Source organism: Citrobacter sp. UYEF32, from assembly GCF_040546205.1.
In the GTDB taxonomy this organism is placed as follows: Bacteria; Pseudomonadota; Gammaproteobacteria; order Enterobacterales; family Enterobacteriaceae; genus Phytobacter; species Phytobacter diazotrophicus.
Genome location: NZ_JBEPNI010000005.1, coordinates 1 through 26,048, shown reverse-complemented (window position 1 = coordinate 26,048; position 26,048 = coordinate 1). Strand labels below are relative to the sequence as shown.

At 53.0% G+C, this 26,048-nt stretch carries 24 protein-coding genes; 12 read left to right on the top strand and 12 right to left on the bottom strand.

Translation table 11 applies throughout. The features are described from left to right. Window positions 1-7 precede the first annotated feature (7 nt). The 4 genes from ABIB59_RS14635 to codA all read left to right on the top strand — a co-directional run bounded on the left by ABIB59_RS14635 (window position 8) and on the right by codA (window position 5,112). Entirely contained in the window at window positions 8-916 is a 909-nt protein-coding gene (locus tag ABIB59_RS14635; RefSeq protein ID WP_354035949.1) for a LysR family transcriptional regulator, read from the top strand. Window positions 917-1,376: 460 nt separating this feature from the next. After that, window positions 1,377-2,639, top strand: a complete 1,263-nt coding sequence (gene codB / locus ABIB59_RS14630; RefSeq protein ID WP_354035947.1) for a cytosine permease — start codon at window positions 1,377-1,379, stop codon at window positions 2,637-2,639. A 2-nt stretch (window positions 2,640-2,641) separates the two neighbouring features. Further along, window positions 2,642-3,877, top strand: coding sequence for a PucR family transcriptional regulator (locus ABIB59_RS14625; RefSeq protein WP_354035945.1), 1,236 nt, complete (start codon window positions 2,642-2,644; stop codon window positions 3,875-3,877). Further along, window positions 3,874-5,112 (top strand): cytosine deaminase, encoded by a 1,239-nt coding sequence (gene codA, locus ABIB59_RS14620; protein WP_354035943.1) that lies wholly within the window; start codon window positions 3,874-3,876, stop codon window positions 5,110-5,112. Before ABIB59_RS14625 ends, codA begins: the two co-directional genes overlap by 4 nt. Before the next feature lie 110 nt (window positions 5,113-5,222). Here codA and ABIB59_RS14615 read toward each other — a convergent pair whose 3' ends face one another. Continuing rightward, window positions 5,223-5,939 carry a phosphoethanolamine transferase domain-containing protein gene (locus ABIB59_RS14615; RefSeq protein ID WP_354035941.1) on the bottom strand — a complete coding sequence of 239 codons (717 nt, stop codon included), beginning with the start codon at window positions 5,937-5,939 and terminating at the stop codon, window positions 5,223-5,225. Window positions 5,940-6,039: 100 nt separating this feature from the next. Between ABIB59_RS14615 and ABIB59_RS14610 the strand changes: the two genes are divergently transcribed. Beyond that, on the top strand, window positions 6,040-6,735 hold the full coding sequence (locus ABIB59_RS14610) for a response regulator transcription factor (protein ID WP_107224145.1): 696 nt from the start codon (window positions 6,040-6,042) through the stop codon (window positions 6,733-6,735). 22 nt (window positions 6,736-6,757) lie between these two features. After that, window positions 6,758-8,011, top strand: coding sequence for a sensor histidine kinase (locus ABIB59_RS14605; protein WP_354035939.1), 1,254 nt, complete (start codon window positions 6,758-6,760; stop codon window positions 8,009-8,011). A 112-nt stretch (window positions 8,012-8,123) separates the two neighbouring features. Here ABIB59_RS14605 and ABIB59_RS14600 read toward each other — a convergent pair whose 3' ends face one another. Then, window positions 8,124-8,843, bottom strand: coding sequence for a type 1 glutamine amidotransferase (locus ABIB59_RS14600; protein WP_354035937.1), 720 nt, complete (start codon window positions 8,841-8,843; stop codon window positions 8,124-8,126). Between the two features lie 119 nt (window positions 8,844-8,962). On the opposite strand from ABIB59_RS14600, the gene ABIB59_RS14595 reads away from it, so the two are divergent. Beyond that, on the top strand, window positions 8,963-9,736 hold the full coding sequence (locus ABIB59_RS14595; protein ID WP_039078800.1) for an AraC family transcriptional regulator: 774 nt from the start codon (window positions 8,963-8,965) through the stop codon (window positions 9,734-9,736). Between the two features lie 134 nt (window positions 9,737-9,870). Here ABIB59_RS14595 and ABIB59_RS14590 read toward each other — a convergent pair whose 3' ends face one another. After that, complete coding sequence (locus ABIB59_RS14590) at window positions 9,871-10,329, bottom strand: winged helix-turn-helix transcriptional regulator (protein WP_354035935.1); 459 nt, start codon at window positions 10,327-10,329, stop codon at window positions 9,871-9,873. A gap of 61 nt (window positions 10,330-10,390) precedes the next feature. Here ABIB59_RS14590 and ABIB59_RS14585 point away from each other — a divergent pair, with 61 nt between their 5' ends. Next, the gene (locus ABIB59_RS14585; RefSeq protein ID WP_354035933.1) at window positions 10,391-10,627 is read left to right on the top strand and encodes a tautomerase family protein; all 237 of its coding nucleotides are present in this window, start codon (window positions 10,391-10,393) and stop codon (window positions 10,625-10,627) included. A gap of 115 nt (window positions 10,628-10,742) precedes the next feature. Here ABIB59_RS14585 and araE read toward each other — a convergent pair whose 3' ends face one another. Both araE and ABIB59_RS14575 read right to left on the bottom strand, forming a co-directional pair. Then, on the bottom strand, window positions 10,743-12,161 hold the full coding sequence (gene araE, locus ABIB59_RS14580; protein WP_071195486.1) for an arabinose-proton symporter AraE: 1,419 nt from the start codon (window positions 12,159-12,161) through the stop codon (window positions 10,743-10,745). Between the two features lie 304 nt (window positions 12,162-12,465). Continuing rightward, window positions 12,466-13,368, bottom strand: coding sequence for a LysR family transcriptional regulator (locus tag ABIB59_RS14575; protein ID WP_071195485.1), 903 nt, complete (start codon window positions 13,366-13,368; stop codon window positions 12,466-12,468). A 98-nt stretch (window positions 13,369-13,466) separates the two neighbouring features. Here ABIB59_RS14575 and ABIB59_RS14570 point away from each other — a divergent pair, with 98 nt between their 5' ends. Further along, window positions 13,467-14,189, top strand: a complete 723-nt coding sequence (locus ABIB59_RS14570; protein WP_039078795.1) for an SDR family oxidoreductase — start codon at window positions 13,467-13,469, stop codon at window positions 14,187-14,189. Between the two features lie 235 nt (window positions 14,190-14,424). Here ABIB59_RS14570 and ABIB59_RS14565 read toward each other — a convergent pair whose 3' ends face one another. After that, window positions 14,425-15,498: a LacI family DNA-binding transcriptional regulator gene (locus tag ABIB59_RS14565; protein ID WP_039078794.1), complete on the bottom strand. Its 1,074-nt coding sequence runs from the start codon at window positions 15,496-15,498 to the stop codon at window positions 14,425-14,427. Window positions 15,499-15,766: 268 nt separating this feature from the next. On the opposite strand from ABIB59_RS14565, the gene ABIB59_RS14560 reads away from it, so the two are divergent. Beyond that, entirely contained in the window at window positions 15,767-17,032 is a 1,266-nt protein-coding gene (locus ABIB59_RS14560) for a maltoporin (RefSeq protein ID WP_039078793.1), read from the top strand. Window positions 17,033-17,278: 246 nt separating this feature from the next. On the opposite strand, the gene ABIB59_RS14555 is transcribed toward ABIB59_RS14560, so the two are convergent. The 6 genes from ABIB59_RS14555 to ABIB59_RS14530 all read right to left on the bottom strand — a co-directional run bounded on the left by ABIB59_RS14555 (window position 17,279) and on the right by ABIB59_RS14530 (window position 24,421). After that, the gene (locus tag ABIB59_RS14555; RefSeq protein ID WP_317078501.1) at window positions 17,279-17,599 is read right to left on the bottom strand and encodes a PTS sugar transporter subunit IIB; all 321 of its coding nucleotides are present in this window, start codon (window positions 17,597-17,599) and stop codon (window positions 17,279-17,281) included. Window positions 17,600-17,666: 67 nt separating this feature from the next. Beyond that, the gene (locus ABIB59_RS14550; RefSeq protein ID WP_354035930.1) at window positions 17,667-19,724 is read right to left on the bottom strand and encodes a beta-galactosidase; all 2,058 of its coding nucleotides are present in this window, start codon (window positions 19,722-19,724) and stop codon (window positions 17,667-17,669) included. Window positions 19,725-19,755: 31 nt separating this feature from the next. Further along, complete coding sequence (locus ABIB59_RS14545) at window positions 19,756-20,955, bottom strand: glycoside hydrolase family 53 protein (RefSeq protein ID WP_354035928.1); 1,200 nt, start codon at window positions 20,953-20,955, stop codon at window positions 19,756-19,758. 4 nt (window positions 20,956-20,959) lie between these two features. Further along, entirely contained in the window at window positions 20,960-21,811 is an 852-nt protein-coding gene (locus ABIB59_RS14540) for a sugar ABC transporter permease (protein WP_039078789.1), read from the bottom strand. 10 nt (window positions 21,812-21,821) lie between these two features. Beyond that, window positions 21,822-23,129: a carbohydrate ABC transporter permease gene (locus ABIB59_RS14535; protein ID WP_039078788.1), complete on the bottom strand. Its 1,308-nt coding sequence runs from the start codon at window positions 23,127-23,129 to the stop codon at window positions 21,822-21,824. A 56-nt stretch (window positions 23,130-23,185) separates the two neighbouring features. Then, window positions 23,186-24,421, bottom strand: a complete 1,236-nt coding sequence (locus ABIB59_RS14530; protein WP_039078787.1) for an extracellular solute-binding protein — start codon at window positions 24,419-24,421, stop codon at window positions 23,186-23,188. Between the two features lie 353 nt (window positions 24,422-24,774). Here ABIB59_RS14530 and ABIB59_RS14525 point away from each other — a divergent pair, with 353 nt between their 5' ends. Both ABIB59_RS14525 and ABIB59_RS14520 read left to right on the top strand, forming a co-directional pair. Then, window positions 24,775-25,884 (top strand): ABC transporter ATP-binding protein, encoded by a 1,110-nt coding sequence (locus ABIB59_RS14525; protein WP_354035925.1) that lies wholly within the window; start codon window positions 24,775-24,777, stop codon window positions 25,882-25,884. Between the two features lie 64 nt (window positions 25,885-25,948). After that, window positions 25,949-26,048 (top strand): hypothetical protein (locus ABIB59_RS14520; protein WP_146158952.1); only part of this gene is annotated, 100 nt, incomplete at its 3' end.

The window sequence follows — 26,048 nt, the reverse complement described above, 5'->3', positions numbered from 1 at the left end:
TTTTTGTATGAAGCTAAATATTCCATGGGAATGGTATCGAACCTTCCTGGCGGTGATGAAAGAAGGTTCCCTCTCGGGGGCAGCACGCATGCTTGCCATCACCCAGCCCACAGCGGGGCGTCACATAGCAGCGCTGGAAGCCGCCCTTGGCCTGGTTTTGTTTACACGTTCGCAAACGGGCCTGCAGCCTACGGATGCGGCAGCCGCGCTGCAAGGCCATGCGCAAGCGATGGAAAACACCGCCAGTATGATTGAGCGTTCGGCTGCCAGCTTCAGTGCCCACTCCGCCGGGTTACATGGCGTGGTTCGCGTATCGGCGAGTGAAATTATCGGCACTGAGGTACTACCACCCCTGATTGCAGGTATTAAAGAAGACTATCCGCAACTTACCCTGGAACTGGTGCTCTCTAACCGAATGCAGGATTTATTGAACCGGGAGGCGGATATTGCGGTACGCATGAGCACACCGGTGCAGGAACAACTGATTGCGCGTCGGTTGGGCAGTATTGAAATTGGTTTGCATGCCTCGCCGTCTTATCTGGCACGCCACGGTACGCCGGAGAGTATTGACGCGTTGTTCACCCATACGCTTGTGGGCTTTGATAAAACGACGCCCTTTATTTTACAGGCACTGAAACACTTTCCTCAGTTGAATCGTGAACGCTTTACGGTGCGCACTGACAGCGATGTGGCGCAATTGAACCTTATCCGCACAGGTGCGGGTATAGGAATGTGTCAGGTTCAACTGGCAGATTTCCCTGTTCCGTTAGAGCGAGTGATGCCTGGTTTCTTTGCCTATCATCTCGACACCTGGCTGGTTATGCATGAGGACTTGCGCCACAGTAAAGCCTGTAAAACGGTGTTCGATATTCTCGCCGTGGGCTTACAGACATATATCAATAATGCAGGTATGTAACAATCCCGTCGCGATTGCCGCGCTGCTGTTGACCGTAATGGCGGGTTTCACCTCGACCCGAACAGGATGATGTCGGCGCCGCCTTTTAACCGTTCTGTCCCGTTGATTAAGACACCTCAATTTACGTATTGCTTTGATCATTAGTATGAACAGCTTCAAACCGTGAACGTGATACGCACCACAGCCTGAATCACAGCCCGGAGATGAAAATGTCCCCGTTTCCGGGCGCCCCCCCTATCTCTCTACCTGGTGGATATACAGCGAAACAGGTGTCTGCGCCGCTGCTCTGTTATGGTGCGAAAAATTGCACCATGCACACTCTCCTGACAATGACCTGCCGATTACTCAAGGTTTATGTGCAATGTGCACACTTCGTTGTGTTACCTCTGCCCGGCCATTTTTGGCATACCTCTTGCTATTTCTTGCATAGCCATTCAGATAGCCACTCAGAGGTTTCACAATGTCAAACAGCAATGATTTTCCGCTCGTCGAAGCGCCCGCCTCCGGACGTAAAGGCGTATTTTCGATCTCCATGGTTTTGTTCAGCTTTACTTTTTTTACCGGCACGATGTTCGCAGGCGGCAAACTTGGCGTCTCCTTTTCTATCGTCAATCTTTTATGGATTGCGGTTATCGGTAACTTTTTGCTGGCCCTCTACGCCGCTTCGCTCGGCTGGATTGCCGCCCGTAGCGGGCTGAATACCGTACTGATGGGCCGCTTTTGCTTCGGAGAAATCGGCAGCAAACTCGCCGATTTTATTCTCGGCTTTGCCGAACTGGGCTGGTACGCCTGGGGGACCGCAACGGTCGCCATCTCACTGGTCAAAATCCTCGCCCTGCCCGCCGCCATAACCATCCCGCTGATGATCCTGTTCGGCATCCTGTTCTGCGTCACTGCGTTGGTGGGTTACAAAGGGCTGGACGCGCTGTCTCGCGTGTCGGTGCCGCTGATGTTTATTCTGCTGGTGGTGTCGATGTACCTGGCCGCCCATCACGCCGGTGGCTGGCAGGCGATGACCAAAATTGAACCGGGCGAAACCATGACCTGGTCTGCGGCTATCACCATGGTGTTTGGCACCTTCGCCAGCGGCGCGACCCAGGCAACAAACTGGACCCGGTTGGCCAATTCCAGCCGCACCGCTATCGTTGCCAGTATGAGTAGCTTTCTCATCGGTAACGGGCTGATGATTGTTGCCGGAGCGTGGTGCGCTATCGTCTATCAGCAGGCCGATATTGTGGAAGTGCTGATTTTGCAGGGGTTGTCGGTCGCCGCGGTGGTAATGCTGTGCCTTAACCTGCTGACTATTCAGGGGCCGACGATTTACAACGTCTCGGCCGCCGCCTGCCATCTGCTGCGCAGCGAGCGCCGCCGTACCCTGACCGTGGTCGCCGCTGGCGTCGGCATTGTGCTGGCGATTGGCGGTATGTATGAAATGCTGATCCCATTCCTCGTTCTCCTGGGCAGTATCATTCCGCCCATTGGCGGCGTGATCCTTGCCGACTACTGGTTTTATCGCGGCGGTCGTTATCCTCTGCTGCAAACGGCCCGTTTGCCGCGCTTCAACTGGTTGGGACTGGGCGCCTATGCCGTGGGCGCAGTGGTGGCGTATCTGTCGCCGTGGATCGCCCCGCTGGTCGGCATTACCGTCTCCGCGCTGCTCTACATCGCCCTGACGCGTCTGAGCAAACGTCAGCCCGCCGCTGATTCGGTCGCGGAGCAGTAGTTATGAGCCTGACGGTCAGCGAAATCCTCGCCCTGGAGGAACTCTCCCCCATGCGCCTGCGTGCCGGTAAACAGGGGCTGCAACTGGCGGTTCGCTGGTACTACGTGGCGGAAAATGAAAATATCGCCGAATGGATCATGGGCGGGGAGCTGGTCTTTATCACCGGCATCAACCATCCCCGCGATGAAGACAACCTGATCCATTTACTGATGGAAGGCAAACAGCGCGGGATAGCCGGGATGGTGATCCTCACCGGCGATGCGTATATCCAGGCGATCCCCCCTCGCCTGATCGCACTGGCCGACGAGCTGGGCATTCCGCTGATCGAACAGCCCTATCTGTTAAAGATGGTGATTGTCACCGAACGCATCGGCACTGCGCTGGTGCGCAGTGAAAATGCCCTGCAATCGCAGCGCGATATTCTGTTGCAACTGTTAACCGGCGATTTTCCCGATCTGCACATCCTGCAGCAACGCGCTATCCACCAACAACTGGATTTTAGCCGTCCCCTGCGGGTGGTGGCATTGCGTCTTGAGGGGATACAAAACCTGTTTCGCCAGTTTCCACCCGGGCAGGCCGAGGCCTGGTTACAGCAGGCGCGACGTACCATCCGTCAACGATTGCAGCAGCAGCTCAATCAACAGGAGAACCCCTTTCCGCTGGTCGAGCGCAGCAATATGTTTATCTTCCTGCTGCCGGATGAGGACGGTGAGTTTTATCAGCAGAAAAAGTGGTTAGCACAGTGGCTGCTCGCGCTGGCGGAAGGTGACGACAGGCTGTCGCTACTGTGTGGCCTTTCCGCTCGGGTGCAGCAATTACAGGACTATCAGCGCGCGCTGTCGCAGGCGCGTCAGGCCCTGGATCTTAGCGATACTCTGCGCCCGGCCCAGCGCATTACCGACTATCAACAACTGGGATTTATCAAGCTCCTCTCTGCCATCGGCGACCCTGCGCTGCTGAGCGATTTTATGCACGACACCCTTGGCTGCCTGATAGAACGCGATCGCAAAAGTCCGTGGCTATTGATGGAGACGCTGGAAACACTGCTCCAGGAGAACGGGAACGTGGTCAGAGCCGCCGGGCGGCTTGGCATTCACCGCAACACGTTACATCAACGCATCCAACGCATTGAAAAGCTGACCAGCTATACGATTAGCCATCCGCAATTCCACCTCAACGCCTCGGTCGCGTTAACGATCTGGCGTATGTCACAAAACCATTTACGGGAATACTCATGAAAATTATCAACGCACGCCTGCGCCATAAAGAATCGCTTTATACCCTCGACTTAGATGACGGCGTGATCAAGAGCATCACTCCGCAGACCGCCGTGCAGACGGCTGACGCCAGCGATATCGACGCGCAACAAAAGCTGGTTATCCCGCCGTTCGTCGAGCCGCATATCCATCTTGATGCCACCCTGACCGCGGGCGAGCCGGAGTGGAATATGAGCGGCACACTGTTTGAGGGTATCGCCCGCTGGAGCCAGCGCAAAGCGAGCGTAACGGTTGATGATACGCGCCAGCGGGCGCTGAAAACCATCGGTATGTTACGCGATAACGGCGTGCAGCACGTGCGCACCCATATTGATGTGACCGATCCTTCCCTGACGGCGCTTGAGGCGATGCTGGCAGTGAAAAAGGAGGCGGCCCACCTTATCGACCTGCAAATCGTCGCCTTTCCGCAAGAAGGCATTGAATCCTTCCCCGGTGGCCGAGAGCTGATGACGCGCGCTATCGAGATGGGCGCCGACGTGGTGGGCGGCATTCCGCACTACGAAAATACCCGCGATAAAGGCGTCAGCTCGCTGGGCTTTTTGATGGATCTGGCCCAGCGCCATGGCTGTCTGGTCGATGTGCATTGCGATGAAATCGACGACCCACAATCACGCTTTCTGGAAGTGCTGGCAGAAGAAGCCCGGGTGCGTGGGATGGGCGCACAGGTCACCGCCAGTCATACCTGCGCCATGGGCTCTTACGATAACGCCTACTGCTCGAAGCTGTTCCGCCTGCTTAAAGCGTCGGGCATCAACTTTATCTCTTGTCCAACCGAAAGCATCCACCTGCAAGGACGCTTCGACACCTGGCCGAAACGTCGCGGCGTAACACGGGTGGCAGAGCTGGACCGCGCCGGGATCAACGTCTGTTTTGCGCAGGACTCCATTCAGGATCCGTGGTATCCGGTGGGCAATGGCAACATCATGCGTATTCTCGATGCCGGTCTGCATATTTGCCATATGCTGGGGTACGAGGATTTGCAGCGCTGCCTCGATCTGATTACCGATAACAGTGCCCGTGCGCTGTGCTTAGGTGATAACTACGGCATTGCCGAAGGGCGCCCGGCGAACCTGCTTATCCTGGATGCGAAAAATGACTACGATGCAGTGTGCCGCCAGGCCAAAGTGCTGACCTCTGTTCGTCACGGTAAAGTCATTATGCAGCGCCAGCCGGAAGAGATTTGCTACCCGGTCTGACACGTTCCCCTCGCCCGGCCGGTTAATCTGTCGGGCCAGATAACCATCACCACAGCCGCTGGTTTTCATCATCGCGCAGATAAGGATCACGCGGCTCGCCTGCCACATAATCACTCATCGGCTTTTGCGTCTGACATCATAACAATACGGGTAGCCCTTTTCGCCATGGCCCGTAAAGGGTGAATTTTTACGCCAGATTTCTGTTTCCGGTAGTGATGGGGATTGGTGACAACATTAAACGGCACGACCTGATCTTTAATATGTCTGTTATCACGCAGCAGAGAAGCGTAGTCCTTGTTAAGCGCGAGTAGGATTGCCGCAAGAAGCGTCAGGTTCACCAGAATATGGCTCAGCCACCAAAAAAGGGTATCTGCGGGATTCCCTGTTTTTTTCGTCGGTATAAACATCATCGCCGCCGCAGGTAAGAGACCAAGAAAAAGCAGGCAGAGCGCCAGAGGCAGAGAGAAAGATGCGATGAGTTCAGCCGTCGGCGCGCCTTCAAAAAAATCCTGCACCCGGCTGTAGTCGATAAGTATGTTGTAGCGAAGCATGACGTAAGTACAACCCGCGCTGATAACCACCAGCCCGGCTAACAAGGGCTTACGTAAATACGGCAACATCATTACCGGTGTAAGGAAAAGGTTTATGCAGCAGAAAAGGGAAACCGGCAGGCTGATAAAGAAGAGCACCTGCTGAAAACAGGTGAACTCAACATGCGACCACAATGTTTGCCACAGCGAAATATTACCCAGGGTCGTAAAAAACAGGGCTGCGACCCAGGTCAGTTGTACCGGGTTGAGCCGAAACGACGAAAGACGAAGAAACATGCTCTGTTCTCAGCGTGTTAGAAATGTGCTGAGTATCAATAAGTCCGTGTCAGGAAGTTGTTAAGGTATTCGGCCCATTTATGAATACGTCAATTTTCTTATGACTCGCCTGCTTATTATCGAAGATAACCCCGAACTGATTGCCAATCTCTATGACTTTTTCGAGCCGCTGGGTTATGTGCTGGATGAGGCGCGTGACGGTGTCACAGGCCTGCGTATGGCAACGCAGAATAACTACGACGCTATTCTTCTTGATCTGATGCTGCCGCGTATGGATGGCATGACACTCTGTAGCAAACTTCGCTGCGACTATCAAAACCCGGTGCCAGTGCTGATGTTGACCGCACGCGATCCCGTCGATGACCGTGTGCAGGGGTTTGCGCTTGGGGCTGACGATTACCTCATTAAACCCTTTTCTCTCAGGGAACTGGATGCCCGTATCCAGGCGCTGGTCCGCCGGGCTCAGGGTCGGCAAGTTCAGGGGACGCTAAAATGGGAAGATCTGCTCGTGGATGCCAGCGCACCGCAGGCATGGCGCCAGGGGCAAATCATCAATTTGACACCCAGCACACATAAATTGCTGTTGTGTCTGATGCGTGCGGCACCGGGTGTGGTTAAAAAGCATGAGATGGAGTACCTGCTCTGGGGCGATGAGCCGCCGGAAAGCGGTGCGTTGCGCACACATATTCATGATTTACGCCAGCGTATTGACAAAAACTTCACACCTGCACTGATAGAAACCGTTCATGGCATCGGTTTTCGCCTGCACAAGCCTTTCGAGGTTTCTCAAGAATAACGACCAGGGCAGCCCAGTAATCATGAAATCCCTTTACCGTCAGATGACGCTCAAAACGCGTATTACTGTTTCGTTTGTCCTGCTGATGGTTGCCGTGATGGCGGTTCTTGTCGTAGCCGAACAGCTTGACTACGATGAGCTCAGAGCCTGGGCAATGACAGAAAACCTCGACAAGGCGGCACCGCATCTGAAAGAAGAGGTTGCCAGTGGCGTAGTGCCTACCCTGCCCGCCGGTAGCCTGCTGTATGACGCCCAAACCGCCCCCGATGCTTTGCTCCGGTACGCACCGGGCTACCATCTGTTGGAATCGTCTGCATACCGCCACCTGCTGGTCTTTGAACGCAATGCACAGCGCTTCTATTTTCTGCAGGATGGCGAACCCTACGCCGGGCTTGAGTTGCTGATCGACTGGTTCGCACCGCTTGTCATTGCGGTGTGTATCTTGGGCGCATTCTGGATGGGACGCCTCACCTCAGCGCGCGTTACCGTCCCTATAACCCGGCTGGCGAACGCAGTACAACGCAACCAGAAGCCCTTACCTTTCATGGATTCTAATGACGAGATCGGCGTGCTGGCGCGCGCATTTGCCCAACACAGTGATGAACTTGAGCGGTTCTTGCACCGTGAGCGATGTTTTGCGGGCGATGCCAGCCATGAATTACGCACACCGCTGGCTATCATTGGCGGTGCCGCAGAAACGCTGGTGCATCAATTGCCTGCTGACAGCCATTTAGTGCCCGTCGCCGAGCGCGCCGTGCGCACCACGCAGGAAATGGAGCGTCAACTGACATGCCTGCTTTTACTCTCGCGGGATCCGCATACGCTTCCCATCGCCAATGTCTCGCTACGCCCCTTAATCGAAGAGTGCATGGCGCGTTGCCAACCCTGGCTGGCACGAAAAAAAGTCGAACTCAGGCTGGACGCGCCGCAGGAAACCCATCTGGCGACCAACGCTGAACTGGCACGCAGCGTCATATGGAACCTGCTGCGCAATGCGTGCCAGTACACCGTTGAGGGCGAAGTTCTTGTGACGTTACGCGACACCACCTTAACGATCACGGATACCGGTCCTGGGCTGCCGTCCAGCATTGCGCCTCATCATTTTCAGCGCTTTCAGTCTGGCTCTCCTCAACATGGCGAAGGGCTTGGATTATCGATTGTTCAGCGCATTGTCGACCATCTGTGCTGGCACATGACAGTCGACAGTTCGCAACAAGGCTGCTCTTTTACGCTGGTCATGCATCGCCGTGTCTCGCCAGACGATACCCTGAGATAAGCCTGCGTATCACTGAGTATCCTCTTTCGAGAAACAATTTGCGCATGCGGCCTGAATAGGGAGCATTCGATGATCACCACACGTGTGTTTATCACCGGGCTTCATTCTATGATTAAACCGATTTGTAACGTGCTTCCAGCTTATCCAGGAAGACAAATAACACCTGGTTCATTTCGCTGTAATCGTGCGCACGAAGTTCCTCTGGTGTATTAACGAAGCGATATTCTGCGGCGCGGTCCAGATCTTTCGCAGACTGTTCGATGAGCAGTTCCACAATATCCGACGTCAGTTCCATGTGGCACTGGAAACCAATGACACGATCCGAGTATGAAACGATCTGACGTGGGCATCCCTCACTGTAAGCGATAATTTTCGCATCCGGCGTCAGACCCGGCATATCGTTATGCCAGTGGCCGACTTCGAGCGTCCTGGCAAAGTGAGAGAACATCTCATCGTTGCTACCGGCTTCTGTCAGCGTGATCGGAAATTTACCTATCTCTTTTTCAGGGCTGTGCGCGAACGATGCGCCGAGGGCTTCACCGATCAACTGTGAGCCGAGGCAGATGCCGATAACGACTTTACCGGTATTAACAGCAGAATAAATGAGCGCCTGTTCGGCTTTAGAATCGAAGTGCGGACACTCTTCGACTGTTGTGGCTGGATCTTGCGGGCCGCCCATAACGATGAGGAAATCGATGCCTTCAGCGTCAGATGGCAACAGATCCCCTGCGTATACGCGTGAGAAAGTCACATCATGTCCGTGGCTTCTGGCCCATGTTTCATATGCGCCTGGTGCTTCAAAACTTTCATGTACGATAAAGTGTACTCGCATTAGGATAGGCTCCTGTAATACCTATGATAATCTGAAAATTAAATCACTCCCCCATCCAGTAAGGCTTTACTTCGGATGGTTCCAGGGTCGCTATCATAAGTGCAGGAGCTAAATCTGAAATGCCAGGTAGTATAGATAAAGCGCCAAGACATGATGAAGCCACAGGGTGGTCAAGCACCGCGATAAGTTATCAACGTGGAGAGACAGATCCTCCCCATCATCATATTGAGGGGCAACTGCTGTTTGCCACCAGGGGGGTTATGCTGGTTGAAACAGAAAATGACCGGTGGGTAATACCGCCTCAGCGTGCATTATGGCTACCGCCTCTTCAGATCCATAGTTACAACCTGCTTTCACATACAGACCTACGGGCCGTCTATTTCAGCCGCAGCCTTATCGCAGAGTGCGCGAATTTTACGAAGAGTCACCAGGTGCATGTGATTACGGCTACAGCGTTGGTGAAAGAGCTGATAGCCGGACTCTTTTGTGATGACTACAGCAAACCGAGCCAACGGAAAATGGCTCTGTTGCTTCTGGAGATTCTCAGTGAGGCGCCCCCTTTAGCTGCGGAACTTCCAATGCCGCATGATGAGCGATTAGCCTGTGCGGCCAGAGAATTATTGGTTAATCATCGTTGGGAAGCATCGCTAAGCGATCTGGCTTATATCGCTACCATGTCCGAACGTACATTTTCGCGATTGTTTATTAAAGACACTGGATTTAGTTTTAGAACATGGAAGCAGAGAGCCAGAATTTGTGCTTCGTTAGATCTTCTCGCCAACGGCATCTCAATCAAACAGGTCGCCTACCAGCTTGGCTTCTCATGCCCGGCTGCATTTACCGCTGCTTTTCGCGCCATCCTGGATTCAACACCACGCGATTTTTTGCCTTAATCTGGCTCAATAGCTGCCCCTCGCGCATAACAGCCCCTCCCCCTGACAGGCTTGTCTGTACAGTCCCGAAGGTGTATGCGAAATGGGGCTTTTAATGAGCCCTGAAAACCAGTGAGACAAGGTTACCAGGCAAATTAACGTTTCAAAGCCACTATCTGTAAATTTTTAGCCTCAACGACATCACCTTTTGTTGACACGAATGCACTATGTACGACATTCCCCGTACATTTATCTACTAAGGAAATATGTGGCTCATCATACAATATATTTTTATGCCCCCATTCCATCAGGGAAATAAGCAGCGGTGCCAGCGATCGGCTTTTTGGTGTGAGAACATATTCATAGCGTTCACGTGTCCCCTCTTCCTGATAAGGGATTTTGCAAAGCAGATCCAGTTCAGTCATTTTTTTTAATCGGTTTGCCAGTGTCTGTTTTGCAATTTTTGTATGTGCGCGCATCGTCTCAAAGCGCGTCACCCCGTAAAAAGCCTCTCTTAGAATTAACAAAACCCATTGATCGCCAAGGAGTTCCGCTGCCGCCGCAAGCCCGCAAAGTTCAGGTAACAGGTACGGTAATGAATTATCTTTTGACACGTGTAGATTTGCCTCTTAACCTAAGTATGATTTTAAGACCTAGCTAATTAAGGAGAATACAATGCCCTTCGTAAATGTGCAAACCATCAAAGGGATTTTGAGCCCGGAGCAAAAAAATGAACTTCTACGTCGTATGGCTGACCTTATTGTTGAAATTGAGGGAAAAGGCGATCCTGAGTTTCGGCGTTCGGTATGGGTCCGAATTGACGAGCATGAACCGGAACAGTGGAGTCTGGGGGGAATACAACCCACATCTGAAATGATTGCTGCGAAATTTGGCTCACCGCAGCGATCATAATTAGCAGAGATAGTGTATCAGTGAGGGTTGTAGATTAAAGCAGGCTAATTTATTAACCTGCTTTCCTGCTCACCAATGCGGGATAAATTACGCGGGATAAATTACGCGCGATAAATTACATCCCAATATTACGCAGTTTTTCACCCGTCATAAGACGACGTTCAATATGTTCCAGCGTCACATTTTTGGTTTCCGGGATAAGCCAGAACGTTAATGCAATGAAAGCCAGATTGAGTGCGGTGTAGAGCCAGAACGTACCCGCCGCGCCAATCGCGTCAAGCAGAGTCAGGAAGGTTGCGCCGATAATCATGTTCGATACCCAGTTTGTGGTGGTTGAACAGGTAATACCGAAATCACGGCATTTTAAAGGCTGGATCTCAGAGCACAGGATCCATACGACCGGTGCCGCGCTCATCGCATACCCTGCAATACACATCATCGTCATACCGACTGAAAGCCACGAAAGACTGCTTGATGGCGAACCGTTATCGAACTGCATGAGACAGTATCCGAGGATCAGCGTGCCGATAGCCATCACGCTAAAACCGATTTTCAGCGCAGGTTTACGCCCGGCTTTATCGACGGTGAATACCGCAATAAAAGTGGCGAACATAAAAGTTAGCCCAACCACAAGGGTGGCGATCATCTGCTGCTCAGTGGTTGTAAATCCAGCCATTTTAAAAATGCGTGGCGCGTAATACATAATAATATTCATACCCGTGAATTGCTGCATCGCCTGCAACAGCATGCCAAGGTACACGGCTCTACGCACATTACGATTAGCTTTGAACAACTGGAAACCACCCTGCGTCAGCTTCAAACTTTCGCGGATCTCATTCAGTTCATCGCGCGCCTTTTCAGAGGTATCGCGCAACATACGCAGCACCTCTTCCGCCTCAATGTGTCGCCCTTTTTGGGCCAGCCAGCGTGGGCTATTGGGAAGAAACACGACCAGAATAATCAGGACAACCGCAGGCAACGCCAGCACGCCGAGCATGGCTCGCCAATTGCCACTGTAGCTGAAAGCAGTATCGGAAAGGAATGCCAGCACAATGCCTAAGGTGACCATCAACTGGTACATGCTGATCATCTTTCCACGCACATTTTCGCTCGCCATTTCAGAGAGATAAAGTGGTGCAGTGTAAGAGGCAATGCCGACCGCAACGCCCAGCAGCACGCGGGAGAGCAACAACACCTCGACATTGTGGGCAAAAGCAGAGCCAAGTGAACCTGCGACAAAAAGTATTGCGCCCGCCATCAGGCTATATTTACGCCCAAGACGAAATGATAACCACCCGTTGAAAAGCGCACCTAGCGCTGCGCCCAGCATCATGCTGCTGACGACCCACTCCTGTAAACGGCTGGAAAGCGCAAAATGCTCGGAAATAAAGGGCAATGCACCGGCAATCACCCCGATATCCAGACCAAACAACAGCCCCGCAACAGCAGCCGAGATAGAAACAAACAAATTCATGCGTCGGGTATCACGTAGTGCGCGCGGTAACACTACAGAATCACTACTCATAGAAGCCATTTTTCCTGCCTGCAAAAAAGTAAGGTATCGAATGAAAGTAAATCAGCACCGGGGCAGAGTGTCAGTGAGTGACATGCGAAAATATGGACAAATTTGCTGTAACATGTGTTTCTGTGATGGACTTTACAATTACACAAAAAAACATAAAAGCGACGACATTAATTAAGTTATTAATTTAAAAAAATAACTTAAACACCATCTCTAAAAAATATGGATTTTTGAATTTACAGAATATGGATTAACCAGGTGAGATTTTGAATGTTGACCCACCTGTCGCGTTCTACCTTTTCAGCGCTATTCTCCGCTATTGCAGTTCCTGCTGCCGCCACCGCCTGACATGGTCGACAAGGGCACGGAGTTTGGGCGCCATATTGCGGCGATGAGGAAAGTAGAGATAGAAACCCGGGAAATAAGGCAGATAATCATCCAGCAGTGAGACAAGTTGCCCGGTCTCAACAAAAGGTCTGAATGTATCCTCCGTGGCAAACGTAATCCCGCCACCGGCCAGCGCGAGCCGCAACATCAGGCGCAGATCGTTCGTCGTAATCTGCGGTTCAATCGCCAGATTGAAAGGTTCCCCCGCCTCCTCAAATTCCCAGCGATAAGGGGCGACATCTTTGGCAGGACGCCAGCCGATACAACGATGGTGAATCAACTCACGCGGGTGCACAGGGGCGTTATGCGCTGCAAGATACGCAGGCGAGGCAACCGCCATTTCACGTTGCTTTCCGGTAAGCGGGACGGCAATCATATCCTTTTCGATCACCTCTCCAAGCCTTACGCCAGCGTCATAACCCGCAGCCACAATATCAAACTCTTCATCGGTCACGACAATATCAACCGTTACGGCAGGGTTGTCCGCCGCAAACGAGGCAATCAGCGGGCCAGAAAGAAACGCTTCGGCTATCGAGGTCACGGCAATCCGCAGACATCCTCGCGGCACATTGTCCGACGCTATCTCTTCGAACGCCGCGTCAATACTGGATAACGGTGATGACAGAGATTCTCGTAGCCGTTCCCCTGCTTCCGTCAGGGTTACTGAGCGAGTCGTACGCATGACAAGCATTGTGCCAAACGCATCCTCAAGCCGCCTAATTCCCTGGCTGATCGCCGATCGGGTGACACCCAGGCGTGCAGCAGCGGCGCTGAAATTACGCTCTTCTGCCACGGCGAGAAATACGGGTAAGAGATTGAGATCAATTTTCATTGTTTAACGTTGCTAACCAGTGAGTCCAGTCAAAGCAGGGTACTGGAAACAATCGTGAAGTTCTATGATCGTTTCGAACTCAACTAAAGGAGCATGCTATGCAGAAAGTGATATTAATTACCGGCGCATCAAGCGGGATTGGCGAAGGGATTGCCAGAGAGCTTGGAAACGCAGGCGCGAAGGTGTTATTAGGAGCTCGCAGGCTGGAGCGTATCGAAGCCATTGCCGCAGAAATACGCGGCGCGGGCGGGGTTGCTCAAGCACGAGAGCTGGATGTCACCAGTCGCCTGTCGATGGCAAGCTTTGTGCAGGACGCGCTGGATAAATGGGGTCGCGTCGATGTGCTGATCAACAATGCGGGTATCATGCCGCTCTCTCCGCTTGCCGCAGGTAAACAGGATGAATGGGAGCGTATGATAGACGTCAATATCAAGGGTGTGCTCTGGGGCATTGGCGCTGTGCTTCCCGTGATGGAAGCGCAGGGTTCCGGCCAGATTATCAATATTGGCTCGATCGGCGCCCTTGCTGTTGTACCAACCGCCGCCGTCTATTGTGCCTCGAAATTCGCGGTCCGCGCGATTTCGGATGGATTACGTCAGGAAAGCCCCACTATTCGCGTGACCTGTGTCAATCCAGGTGTTGTGGAAAGTGACCTTGCCTCAACCATTACGCATCCGCAAACCAGGGCGGCGATGGATGTCTACCGTTCTGTGGCATTAAAACCTGCGGATATTGCCCGTGCCGTGCGGCAGGTCATTGAAGCCCCTGAGAGCGTCGATACAACAGAAATCACCATCAGACCAACCGCATCCGCCAACTGACACGCCTGACTGATAGCGGATAGCTGTCTGTTATCATTTCCCGCCCCTATGACTGATCAGGCATGAGCACGCGTGGATGAGCCCCCAATCCACGTAAGGCTCATCCTGACAGTCCTGTTTTTTATAAACAGAGCGTTTTGCGAATCCATAGCGTATGAGCACTGTTCATATGGATTGAGCAAAACGCGGCGGGCTTTTGCTATGGAGCGCCTCAGCGTCAGTAGACGCCTGAACGTTACTTCCACAACTTATGCGCAATTTCCTGCAATTGCTGGGCGATATCCTGCAGGTTAATCCCCTGCTCCTGCACTGCCCCGGTTGAATGACGGACAATAAGCTTTGCTGGCAACACAGATGAACTGCGCGCTGAATCACCGTGGCCGCTATCAAGCAGGCGACGCACCGCTTCCTTGCCCTGCAAATCGAGATCCAGCGAAACGGTGGTCAACGCCGGATGGAAGAACGAACTTTCATAGGTTCCGTCATACCCCACGACTGATTTCTCCCCCGGAATGGCGACCTGATGTTGATGGAAGGCGCTCAGCACGCCGAGCGCCATCTGGTCGTTCCCCACCAGCACGGCGGTGAAATTCGGTGTTTCACGTAACATCTGTAACGCGCCCGCGTAACCGCTTTGCGCATCCCAGGTGCCATGAAAAACAGTCACCGGTTTCAGGCCATAACTGTTAAGCGTGTCGATCCAGCTTTTGAGCCGCAGCCTGGCCGACACGGAGGTTTCCGGCCCGGCCAGTAGCGCAATCTCCCGATGGCCCAGTTCATAAAGGTGTTTGACGCTGGCACGGGTGCCGTCAGCCGGGTTAAACGAAACGTTAAACACGGAACTGTAGGGATCGACATCGAGGAACAGGCAAACGATGTCATCGTTGTCAGCCGCGATGCGCTGGGCCTCTTCGGTTTCCAACGGCACGTTGATGATCACTTTGTCTACCAGTTGAGATTTCAGTTCGTTGATGGCGGATTGAATGTCTTGATTGACGTTCTCATCGATCATTGAAATCAACACCTGGTAGCCATCGAGGTTGGCGTAGCGTTTCACCGCCGCCGCCACTTGCGAAGGGGCATGGAGTGCCAGCGAGGTGGTCACCAGACCGACGGTCTGGCTTTGCTTACCCACTAACTGCTGCGCCAGCCGGTTCGGTACATAACGCAATAACTCTATGGATTTCTCCACTTTTAAACGCGTGGTTTCGGATACATTGGCAGATTTGTTGAGTACCCTGGACACGGTCTGGTAGGAGACACCCGCATGACGGGCTACGTCTTCCAGCGTTGCACTTTTAGACTTCATGGTCCGGTTCCTTATGTTGTTATACGCCAAGTGTAACAGGGGCGACCTGAAAAAACGCTCACCACACATCCCCTTGCCTCATTTTAACAAAATAAGTATGACGCTCACAACCTCCAACATTGTGAACAGATTCGCTAACGGTAACAAAAAACGCTGATTTATTTGCAGTTAATCACATATTCACAATCGTTAGTTTGCCTGTTTTTACATTTAGGCATTTTATGACACTGCTTATGTGAACGTAATACAAAACAATAAGAGGAATGATATGAACACTACGCTACGCACTCTCTCTCTTGCGTTAGCCACTGCGCTGACTTCAACTTCTTTGCTGGCTGCGACATCTGTCCCTATCGACTTTCACGGTTACCTGCGCGGCGGTGTAGGCGTGTCCGGCGATGGCGGACAGGTTGAGTGGCAAAAGAACAAACTGGGTCGTCTGGGTAACGAAACCGATACCTACGGTGAGCTGGAACTGGGTTCAGAAGTCTATAAAAAAGATGATGTAAGTTTTTACCTCGACAGTATGGTCAGCATGGTTTCCGACGGTTCTAACGACAACGAAACCACCATTGGTGACGACGCGCAATTCGGCTTGCGCCAGTTGAACCTGCAAATTAAAGGGCTTATCCCCAACGATCCTAATGCGGTCATCTGGGGCGGTAAGCGTTACTACCAGCGTCACGACCTGCACATCATCGATACCAAGTACTGGAATATCTCCGGTTCCGGCGCGGGGATTGAAAACTACAGCGTCGGGCCGGGCGCGGTCTCGGTAGCCTGGATCCGGGGTGACGCCAATGACGTTGATTACCGCGTCGATAATGACAATGACGTCAATATCAACTATATCGACGTTCGCTATGCGGGCTGGAAGCCGTGGTCAGGCGCCTGGACCGAGTTCGGCATTGACTACGCGATGCCAAATCCGACGAAAAAGCAGAAAGAGTACGGCGGCTTATACGAAGCGGATGACGGTGTAATGGTGACCGGCGAAATCAGTCAGGATATGTTTGGCGGCTACAACAAACTGGTGCTGCAATATGCCAACAAAGGGCTGGCGCAGAACATGGTATCGCAGGGCGGCGGCTGGTACGACATGTGGCATTATGTGAACGATGCCAGCGGTTACCGTGTGATCAACACCGGGCTCATTCCGATTACCAGTAAGTTCTCGCTGAACCACGTGCTGACCTACGGCTCTGCTAACGATATTACGGAATACACCGACAAAACCCGTCTGGTTTCACTGGTGGGCCGCGCACAGTATCAGATGACCAACTACGTGCGCCTGATCGGTGAAGTTGGCGGCTTCTACCAGAAAGATGACTACAAAAACGGTACCCACTACAAACAGAGCGGCGAAAAATACACCTTCGCGGTGGGTCTGGCAGATGGACCGGAATTTATGTCACGCCCTGAGCTACGTGTCTTTGCTTCCTATTTAAATGATTCAGAAAATGGCAAATCATTTGAAGATGGCACCAAAAATAACACCTGGAACTTTGGCGTACAGGTTGAAGCCTGGTGGTAAATAAACATTCTCTTTCCCGTTATCGCTTAATTGGCTACATCTGTTAATACCGGTTGCTTATATAAATAAGCCCCTGGTTATGTCCAGTGCTGCCGTCGCGATATAACGCGAGATGATTTTGTTTATTAATGCATTACCCTCGTTATTTATCTCCGAGAACTGCCGGGTTATTACCTGACAGTATTTATATTGCCTTTGCTTTTCTTTTTTGTATTTCGGGATACCCTCACGGGTATCCCTTTTTATTTATGCGCGGGAAAAGAAATGTTCATCCAGTAATTTGCGCAGCGCATCTGACTGTTTGCCAAATATCGCATGCACCTGCTGACCGAGAATAATCACCCCCAGCGCCCCTTCATGTTGCAGCGCTTGCGGATCCACAACGGACAGATCTTTCACCGTCACCCGTAAACGGGTCAGACAGGCATCCACGGTCTCAATGTTCTCCGCACCGCCAAATGCCTTTGCCAGCCGCTGGATCAATTGCAGCTCAGCTTCGCTGATGGGCACTGCCGCGGTATTTTTCGGTTCAGAGAAGTAGTGCAGGAAAGATTTAAGACTCACCATCATCGACTCCTGATTTTCAACAGATAAAAAAAAGCCTGCCCGAATGGGCAGGCGCATAAGTCAGACATTACGCCTGACGGCGAAAAACACGGCAATCCCACGGCGTCAGCACCAGCGAACCACTGACCGACGCGGCGGACAGACAATCCTGATAGCCCTGTGGCAGGGTGATCGTCTGCTGCTGGGCGCTAAAGTTCTGAATAAAAACAAACGTGGTTTCCCCGTCGGTACGCGCCGTTGCCACAACCCCCGGCGGGAAATCCTGCTCAACGGCACGCGGCAAGGCCAGTTCATCAATAAGGCTGGCAAAGAAATCGCGCTGGAACGCCAGGTCGTTGCGTGAAGCAACGTGCCATGCTTTACCCTTGCCAAATTGATTGACCGTCACCGCCGGGCGGCCGGCATAGAAGTCATCCCGATAAGTAGCCAGCGGTTTGGCGCTCTCGGCATGAATCAGTTCACACAGATGGCGCACCTGATACGGCCCCTGTAATCCGGCATCGTTCCCTGCCAGCCCCTGCACCAGATTGCGCTCATTGTCGTCCAGGCAGTCGATCTCCTCGGCCCAGACGCCAATCAATTTGCGCAGCGGGCCTGGGAAACCACCGAGATAACAGAGGTCGCTCTCGTTCACCACGCCGGTCCAGTAAGAGGTAACCAGATGCCCGCCCGCCGCGACAAATGCTTCGGCGCGCTGCGCAAACCCCTCACGAACCATGTAAAGCATGGGCGCGATCACCAGTTGATAACGGCTGAGATCCGCATCGGCGTTAATGACATCTACCGCAATGCCTTTTTCCCAGAACGGGCGGTAGTGTTCATTTACTGTTTTTTCATACTCCATGCCTTTATTGCGCGGCCCCTCAGCATCGTCCAGCGCCCAGCGGTTTTGCTGGTCAAAGATGACCGCCACACGCGCATCGGTTCGACATCCCAGCACCGGGGTGAGTTTTTCAAGCATGTCGCCCAGCGCGCACACTTCACGCCCGACACGGGTATCAAGATGACCAACATGATCGATAATCGCACCGTGGAACTTCTCTACCGAACCGCGGCTTTTACGCCACTGGAAGTACTGCACCGAATCCGCACCGTGGGCCACCGCCTGCAACGAGGACAAGATATGCATCCCCGGCTTTTTCACTTTGCTGGTTGGCTGCCAGTTGGTGACGCTCGGCGTTGACTCCATCAACACAAACGGCTTGCCTCCTTTTAGCGAGCGCATCATGTCGTGGTACATCGCGGTGTAGCAGGCGAGCTGCGTCTCATCTTTGTCCCGGTGCCACATGGGGTAGCTGTCCCAGGAGATGAAATCGATCGCTGGCGCAAGCTGCCAGTAGTCGTAATCGTAGAAATACTCCATAAAGTTGGTGGTCACCGGAAGCTGCGCATTCGCCGCTTTCAACGGGGCAATTTCATGGCGGCAGAAATCAGTGACCTGCGCGGTGTTAAAACGTCGCCAGTCCAGATTCAGCCCATGGATCGACACTTCGCCCTGCGGCGACGGCGACTGAATTTGCGACCAGTCCGAATAGGTGTGGCTCCAGAAATCGCTCCACCAGGCGTGGTTAAGGTTCTCCAGCGTCTGGTAACGGGCTTTCAGCCAGTCACGGAACTTTTGCTGGCATAAATCGCAGTGACATTCACCGCCGTATTCGTTGGAAATATGCCAGCCGAGTACCGCCGGATGCTGCGCATAGCGTTCTGCTAGCAGCGTATTGATTTTCAGCGTTTTATCCCGGTAGACCGGCGAGGTCATGCAGTGATTATGCCGCCCGCCGTGCAGTGCCGGGACGCGATCGCGCCCGACACGCAGCACTTCCGGGTATTTCTGCGACATCCAGGCAGGCCGGGCACCGCTCGGTGTGGCGAGGAAAATATGAATTCCCGCCGCATATAACTTCTCAATAACCGAATCCAGCCAGCCGAAATTAAATTCCCCTTCCCGAGGTTCCAGTTTTGACCAGCTAAATATCCCGACCGACATGACATTGCATTTTGCTTGTTTCATCATGGCTATATCGTCATCGATAATACCGGGGTAATTCTCCCATTGCTCCGGGTTATAGTCCGCGCCATGCAATAGCGAGACAACCTTCGGGCTTAAAGGCGCAAATTTATTCATATTAAAGATCCTGAAATTTACAACACCAGCGTTAATTAAATACTTTTACCGAAGGCAGCACTTTTCCCTGACAATCAAACAATGCCTGGTTTTCCCGCGCATTCCCCTCTTTCCATTTGTCGTTGATATAGTTCATTCCCGCCTGCGTCGCCCAGGTATTTCCGGGGACCGCAATCCAGGTCGGCTCCCAATAAAAAATACCCTTGCCGCGATGGCCCTGAACATTGATAACCGACTGCATTAAATCGTGGATATAGTCATACTGCCCCTGCACGGTGCCGGGGTAGCCGCCCGCTTTCTCTTCTTTTTCCTGGAAGCTATTTTCGGCGTTATCGCAGTTGGCCAGCGTATAGGCGTAAGCCGCTTCCACCACAATCACATCTTTGTTGTAGCGTTTGCTGATGTCGTCCATATTGGCCTGCAACGCGCTGATCGGCCCGTTCCAGTAGGTGTACATCGACAGGCCAATCACATCGAACGACACATTGCGTTTCGTGATTTCATCAAACCACCAGCGGAAGGTATCGTTTTTGGTGCCTTCGGCCAGGTGCAGCATAATCTTCACCTGTTCGCCGTTTTTCAAATTCTCCTTGAGCCCGTCAATGGCGGAATTGAGCAGCCCCGCCAGCCGGTCAAACTCACCGCCGCCCTGCCCCCAGCTTTTGCCTTCCGGCCAGAGGATACCGGAGTTAATTTCATTGCCGATTTGCACCATATCCGGCAGTACGCCCTCCTGTTTAAAGCGGGCAATGGTGTCGCGGGTATAGTCATGGATCGCGGTTTTTAGCTGCGGATAATCCATTTTTTCCCAGGCTTTTGGTTTGAATTGTTTGCCCGGATCGGTCCAGAAATCACTGTAGTGGAAATCGAGCAGCAACTTCATGCCCTGCGCTTTCGCGCGTTTTGCCAGCGCGAGCGTGGTCGCCAAATCGTTATCGCCCCCGCCGTATGCCTGGCCTTTAGCGTCCTTCGGATCGACCCATAAACGCAGGCGCACATAGTTCACGCCATTGGCTTTCAGGATAGCGAGCGCATCCTGCGGCTGATTCTTGTCGTTATAAAACTTCGCCCCGTGCTTTTCGGCATCCAGCAGCGTTGAGATATCCGCCCCTTTAATAAAGTCGGCTGGCATGCCGCTGAACGGGCGCGTCTTTAACGCGTCGGCGGCAAACGAACTGGCGGACAAACTACAGAGACAAACAGCAAGCAGAGCGGGTGTAAATCTTTTCATGTGGTTATCCTTTAGTGCTGCCGGAGGTCAGGCCGGAGACGAAGTATTTTTGTAAGGCAAGGTAGAGAATGGCCACCGGCACGGCGATCAATACCGCGCCCGCCGCATAGGTGGTGTAACTGGCACCCATTTTTTGTGCCACCAGGTTGTACAGACCAATCGGCAGCGTGTATTTGTCCGGGGTGCGTAAAATGGTGCTGGAGAGAATGAAATCCCCCAGCGGCCCGGTGAAGGAGAACAGCGCCACGACCGCCACAATCGGCTTTGACAGCGGCATGATTATCTCGATAAAGATGCGGAAGTTGCTGGCACCGTCCATGCGGGCCGATTCGTCCAGATCGCGCGGAATGGCATCGAGATACCCCTTCATCAGATAAGTATTCATCGGGATCATCCCGGCAACGTAGATCAGCACCAGCGCCATATGACTGTTAATCAGCCCCAGCAGTTGCGACAGCACGAAGATGGCGATGAGCGCAGAGAACTGCGGGATCATCTGCAACAGCAAAAACAGCATCAGGCCATTCTGCCGCCCTTTAAAACGGAAGCGCGAAAAGGCGTACGCGGTAAAGCTGACGCTGATTAAGGTCAATATCATGGTCAGCAGGCTGATCTTCATTGAATTCCAGTACCAGGTCAGGTAGTTCACCTGGCCGTTAAACAGATCGGCATAGTGCTGGAACGAGAGGTTCTCCGGGATTATCGATGTGCTGAGCAGGCTGTTACCGGCGTTCAGCGAGGCACCGACCGTCCACACCAGCGGATAGATAATGACAAGCGATACCAGCACGATAACCAGCCAGGAGAGCGACAGGCGGATCCACTTTTCGCGGCGGATACTTTGTGATTTAGCCATTTTTCTTCCCTTATGCCATGTCGTCGTTTTTAAAGGATTTGGTGGCACGGAACTGCCACAACGCCAGGCCGACGACAAAAATCGACAGCAAAATGGTGATGGTCGCGGCAATCGCATACTGCGATGAGGACATCGTCAGCTTGTAGATCCACGACACCAGGATATCGGTGCCCCCGGCGTTCGCCCCTGCCACCGCCGGGCCGCCGTTGTTAAACAGGTAGATAATGTTGAAATTATTAAAGTTAAAGGTGTACTGGGTGATGATGATTGGCGCGATCGAATAGAGCACCAGCGGCAGCGTAATCGTGCGTAACCGGGTCCAGGTGCTGGCACCGTCCATCTTCGCCGCCTCGTACAGATCGTCAGGAATGGCCTGCAATACCCCGGTGGTCATGGCAAAGACAAACGGAAAACCGAGCCAGGTTTGCATCATGATCAGCGCTGTTTTCGTCCAGAAGGGATCGGTAAGCCACGCTTTCGGCGCAATACCAAAGAAAGCCAGAATAGCGTTGTTAATCACGCCAAAGGAGTCGTTAAACATCCCGGCAAAGACCAGAATGGTGACGAAGCCCGGCACCGCCCACGGCAGAATAAAAATGGTGCGCACCAGGGGTTTAAACCGCAGATCTTTCTGATTGACCAGAATCGCCAGCAGTACGCCAACGGTGCATTGCAGAGTGGTTGCCAGCAGCGTCCAGACCACCGTCCACTGCAGCACATCAAGAAACGTCGAGCGCCAGATCGAGAGGGTAAAGATATTGACGAAATTCTTTAATCCCACCCAGTCCACCAGTTTGGCGGGCGGCGTGTGGTAGAGGTTGTAATTGGTAAAGGCAATGGAGAAGCCGAACAGAATCGGGAAAATCACCACAAACACCAGCAGAATAAAGCCGGGGGTGATCATCAGATAGGGAAACCCATCGCTGAGCAGCATTTGATACTGCTTGCGCACGCTGTTAAGCGGCTTACCTTCATCGCGCTTTTTACCGTTAATCCATGCATCGCGCAGCGACAGATACCAGACCATCACGCCAAAGGCGATGATCAACAGACTGATGATCCCTTCCGCCAGTAAAAAGATGGAGTTATCACGCGGCACCTCTTCGCCAAGGGTGTATAACCCCCAGAGTCCTTCGCGCAGAAAATCATAGAAAATGCCGGTAAAACTGCTCAACAGTACAAGGAAGATAAGGCCTTTTAGCCACTGACGGTGATAGAACTGACCAAAGCCCGGCACGATGGCCAGCAGCAGCCCGCACCATGCATGACGGCCTGCACCTTGCGTTTTGGCAAAATTCTCGCTGGGACTGATAATCACGTACGACTCCTTTTCGACAACGGGAGGTTGCCCTCCCGTTCTGCTACAACAAGCGGTTACTGGTTACTGGCCTGCATGGCTTCAACTTGCATATGGATCTGTTTGGTGGCGGCATCGAGCGCGGCCTGCGGCTCCTGCTTGCCGGTCAGGCTCAGCTCCAGCGCCGCGTTTGCCGGCCCCCAGACTTCGCCCATCTCCGGAATGCCCGGCATGGCCGTTGCGCGCGCGGCCTGCACCGCGACCGCACTGGCTTTCTCGTCGTTTTTGATCATCGGATCGTCAATCATCGCTTTCTGCGCCGGGATCTCGCGGGTAGCGATATAGCGCGTTTTCACGTACTGCGGCTGGTTGATAAATTCGAGAAATTGCTGCGCCAGTTGCTTATCTTTGCTCCAGGTGGAGACCACATAGCCTTTCACGCCCAGGAAGGAGCTCATGGGTTTGCCATCCGGCAGATTTGGCAGAGGCACCACGCCGTAGTTAACGCCAGCGGCCTCATACGGCTGGAAAGCCCACGGGCCGTTAATCACCGCCGCGGCTTTTTTCTCGGTAAACAGTGAATCAATGGCGTTCAGCCCGTTATCACCGAGGATCCCCGACGGGAAGACCCCCTCGCTGTAGAATTTTTTCAGGAAGGTGACCGCTTCCACCGCGCCGGGTTTATTCAGGCCGATATCTTTCGGGTTGAAGCCGCCCTTGTCGTTTTTCCCGAACAGGTAACCGCCCATCGGACCGATAGCGCCCCAGCTGTAATAGATTTGGTCAAACTTGGCCAACAGACCGTATTTGTTCTGCTCACGCTGTTTCTTCGAGTAGTCGAGCCACTCCGGCAGGCTTTGCAGCGGTTTGTCGATCAGGTCTTTGTTGTAAATTAGCACCAGCGTTTCGACCGCTTTCGGCACGCCGTACAGGGTGTTGTCCAGACGGAAGGCGTTGATGGAAGCCGGGGTAAAGGCGTCAACCTTTTCTTTGTCCAGATTCAGGGGGGCCAGCAGCCCTTGCACAACCGCGCCACCCAATTGATCATTGGGGATGACCAGCACATCCGGCCCGATGCCTGCCGGGCCATCCAGGCGTAATTTTTCCAGTTGCTGCGCGTAGGGCATCTCCTGAACATTCACTTTAACGTCGTACTTTTGCTCAAAGTCTTTGACGGCGTCCTGGATACCAACGGACTTTTTAATGTCTTCCCAGACGTTAAGCTGCTTTGTTGCCGCATGCGCCGACAGGCTAATAAGCTGGCCGGCAGCCAGTGCAGAGAGGATCAGTGCGGTAAGTGTTCTCTTTTTCATTATCACCCTCATGTCAAGGTATAACATTTTAGTGGTTTTCATGGTGCGACATCCGATGAGACAACGTTAAAATCACCTGATATCACTGGGGTTAAAACGTATTCATGCGCTCAATTCGATTTGTTATACGTTACGCTTGAGTGACTAACAAAACGAGAATTAACTGTCAGTTGTGTGACAGACACAACAGAAATGGAAATTCGATATAGGGCGCTAAAACACTGGAAGTTATAGTCTGAGCATGAATTTTCGCGGTTGAGCAAGCCTGTCGCCTGATTGTTATACGTAAAACAAAAACATCCGACAACGCGCTTATCGCTGCACATAACGGCTACTAATTTCGGGGAACGTTGATGTCCAATATACGACTGAGGAATGTCACCAAGCGCTTTGGCGACACGGTGACGCTGAACAATGTGAATCTGTCGATTGAAGACGGTGAGTTTGCCGTGTTTGTCGGCCCTTCCGGCTGCGGGAAATCGACCATGCTGCGTATGATTGCTGGCCTGGAAGAGGTCAGCGAAGGGGAAGTCCTGATTGGCGACGAGGTGATGAACGATATCGCCCCCGCCCATCGCGGCGTGTCGATGGTGTTCCAGTCTTACGCGCTCTATCCACATATGACCGTGGCGGAAAACATGGGTTACGGCCTGAAGGTCAATAAAGTCCCGAAGGAGGAAATTCGCCGTCAGGTGGAGATGGTCGCCACAACCTTACAGCTCAGCCATCTGCTGGACAGAAAACCGAAACAGCTCTCCGGCGGTCAACGCCAGCGTGTGGCGATTGGTCGCGCGATTGTGCGCAACCCGCGCGTGTTTATGTTTGATGAACCGCTCTCTAACCTCGATGCCGAACTACGCGTCGAGATGCGTCTGCATATCGCACGCCTGCACCAGGAGCTGAAAACCACCATGGTGTATGTCACCCACGATCAGGTAGAAGCGATGACGCTGGCCGATAAAATCGTGGTGATGAATTACGGCAATATCGAGCAGATGGGCTCGCCAATGGCGCTCTATTACAACCCGAAAAACCGCTTTGTCGCCGGGTTTATCGGCTCGCCGAAAATGAATTTCCTGCCTTCGACAGTACGAGCGTGGCAACCGGGCGAGCTGACGGTAACGCTCGCTCAGGGGCACACATTAACGCTGGCAATCACTACGTCGCCTCTTGAACCTGGCGCGGAAGTCACGCTGGGGATCCGCCCGGAACATCTCTCTACGGATGTCACGCGCGGCACGCAACTGGAGTTCCAGTGCGAAGTGGTGGAGCGACTTGGCAACAATACCTATCTCTTCGGCCAGTGCTATGGTCACGACAACATTAAAATCCTCCTCCCCGGCGATGTGCACTTCCGCCCATGGCAAAAAATCACACTCGCGTTTGACAGCCAGCATTGCATGATTTTTGACAATGACGGACTGCGTGTCAGCAAAGATATTGCCCTGCCAAACCATGAATAAACACACGGCAACAACCGCAGAGCCGATTACCCCTCTTCGGAGGGGCTTTTAAACAAGGTAAATCATGATGCAATTTAATCCGGTCGATCACCCGCATCGCCGTTACAACCCGCTGACCGATCAATGGGTTCTGGTGTCGCCGCACCGCGCCAAACGCCCCTGGC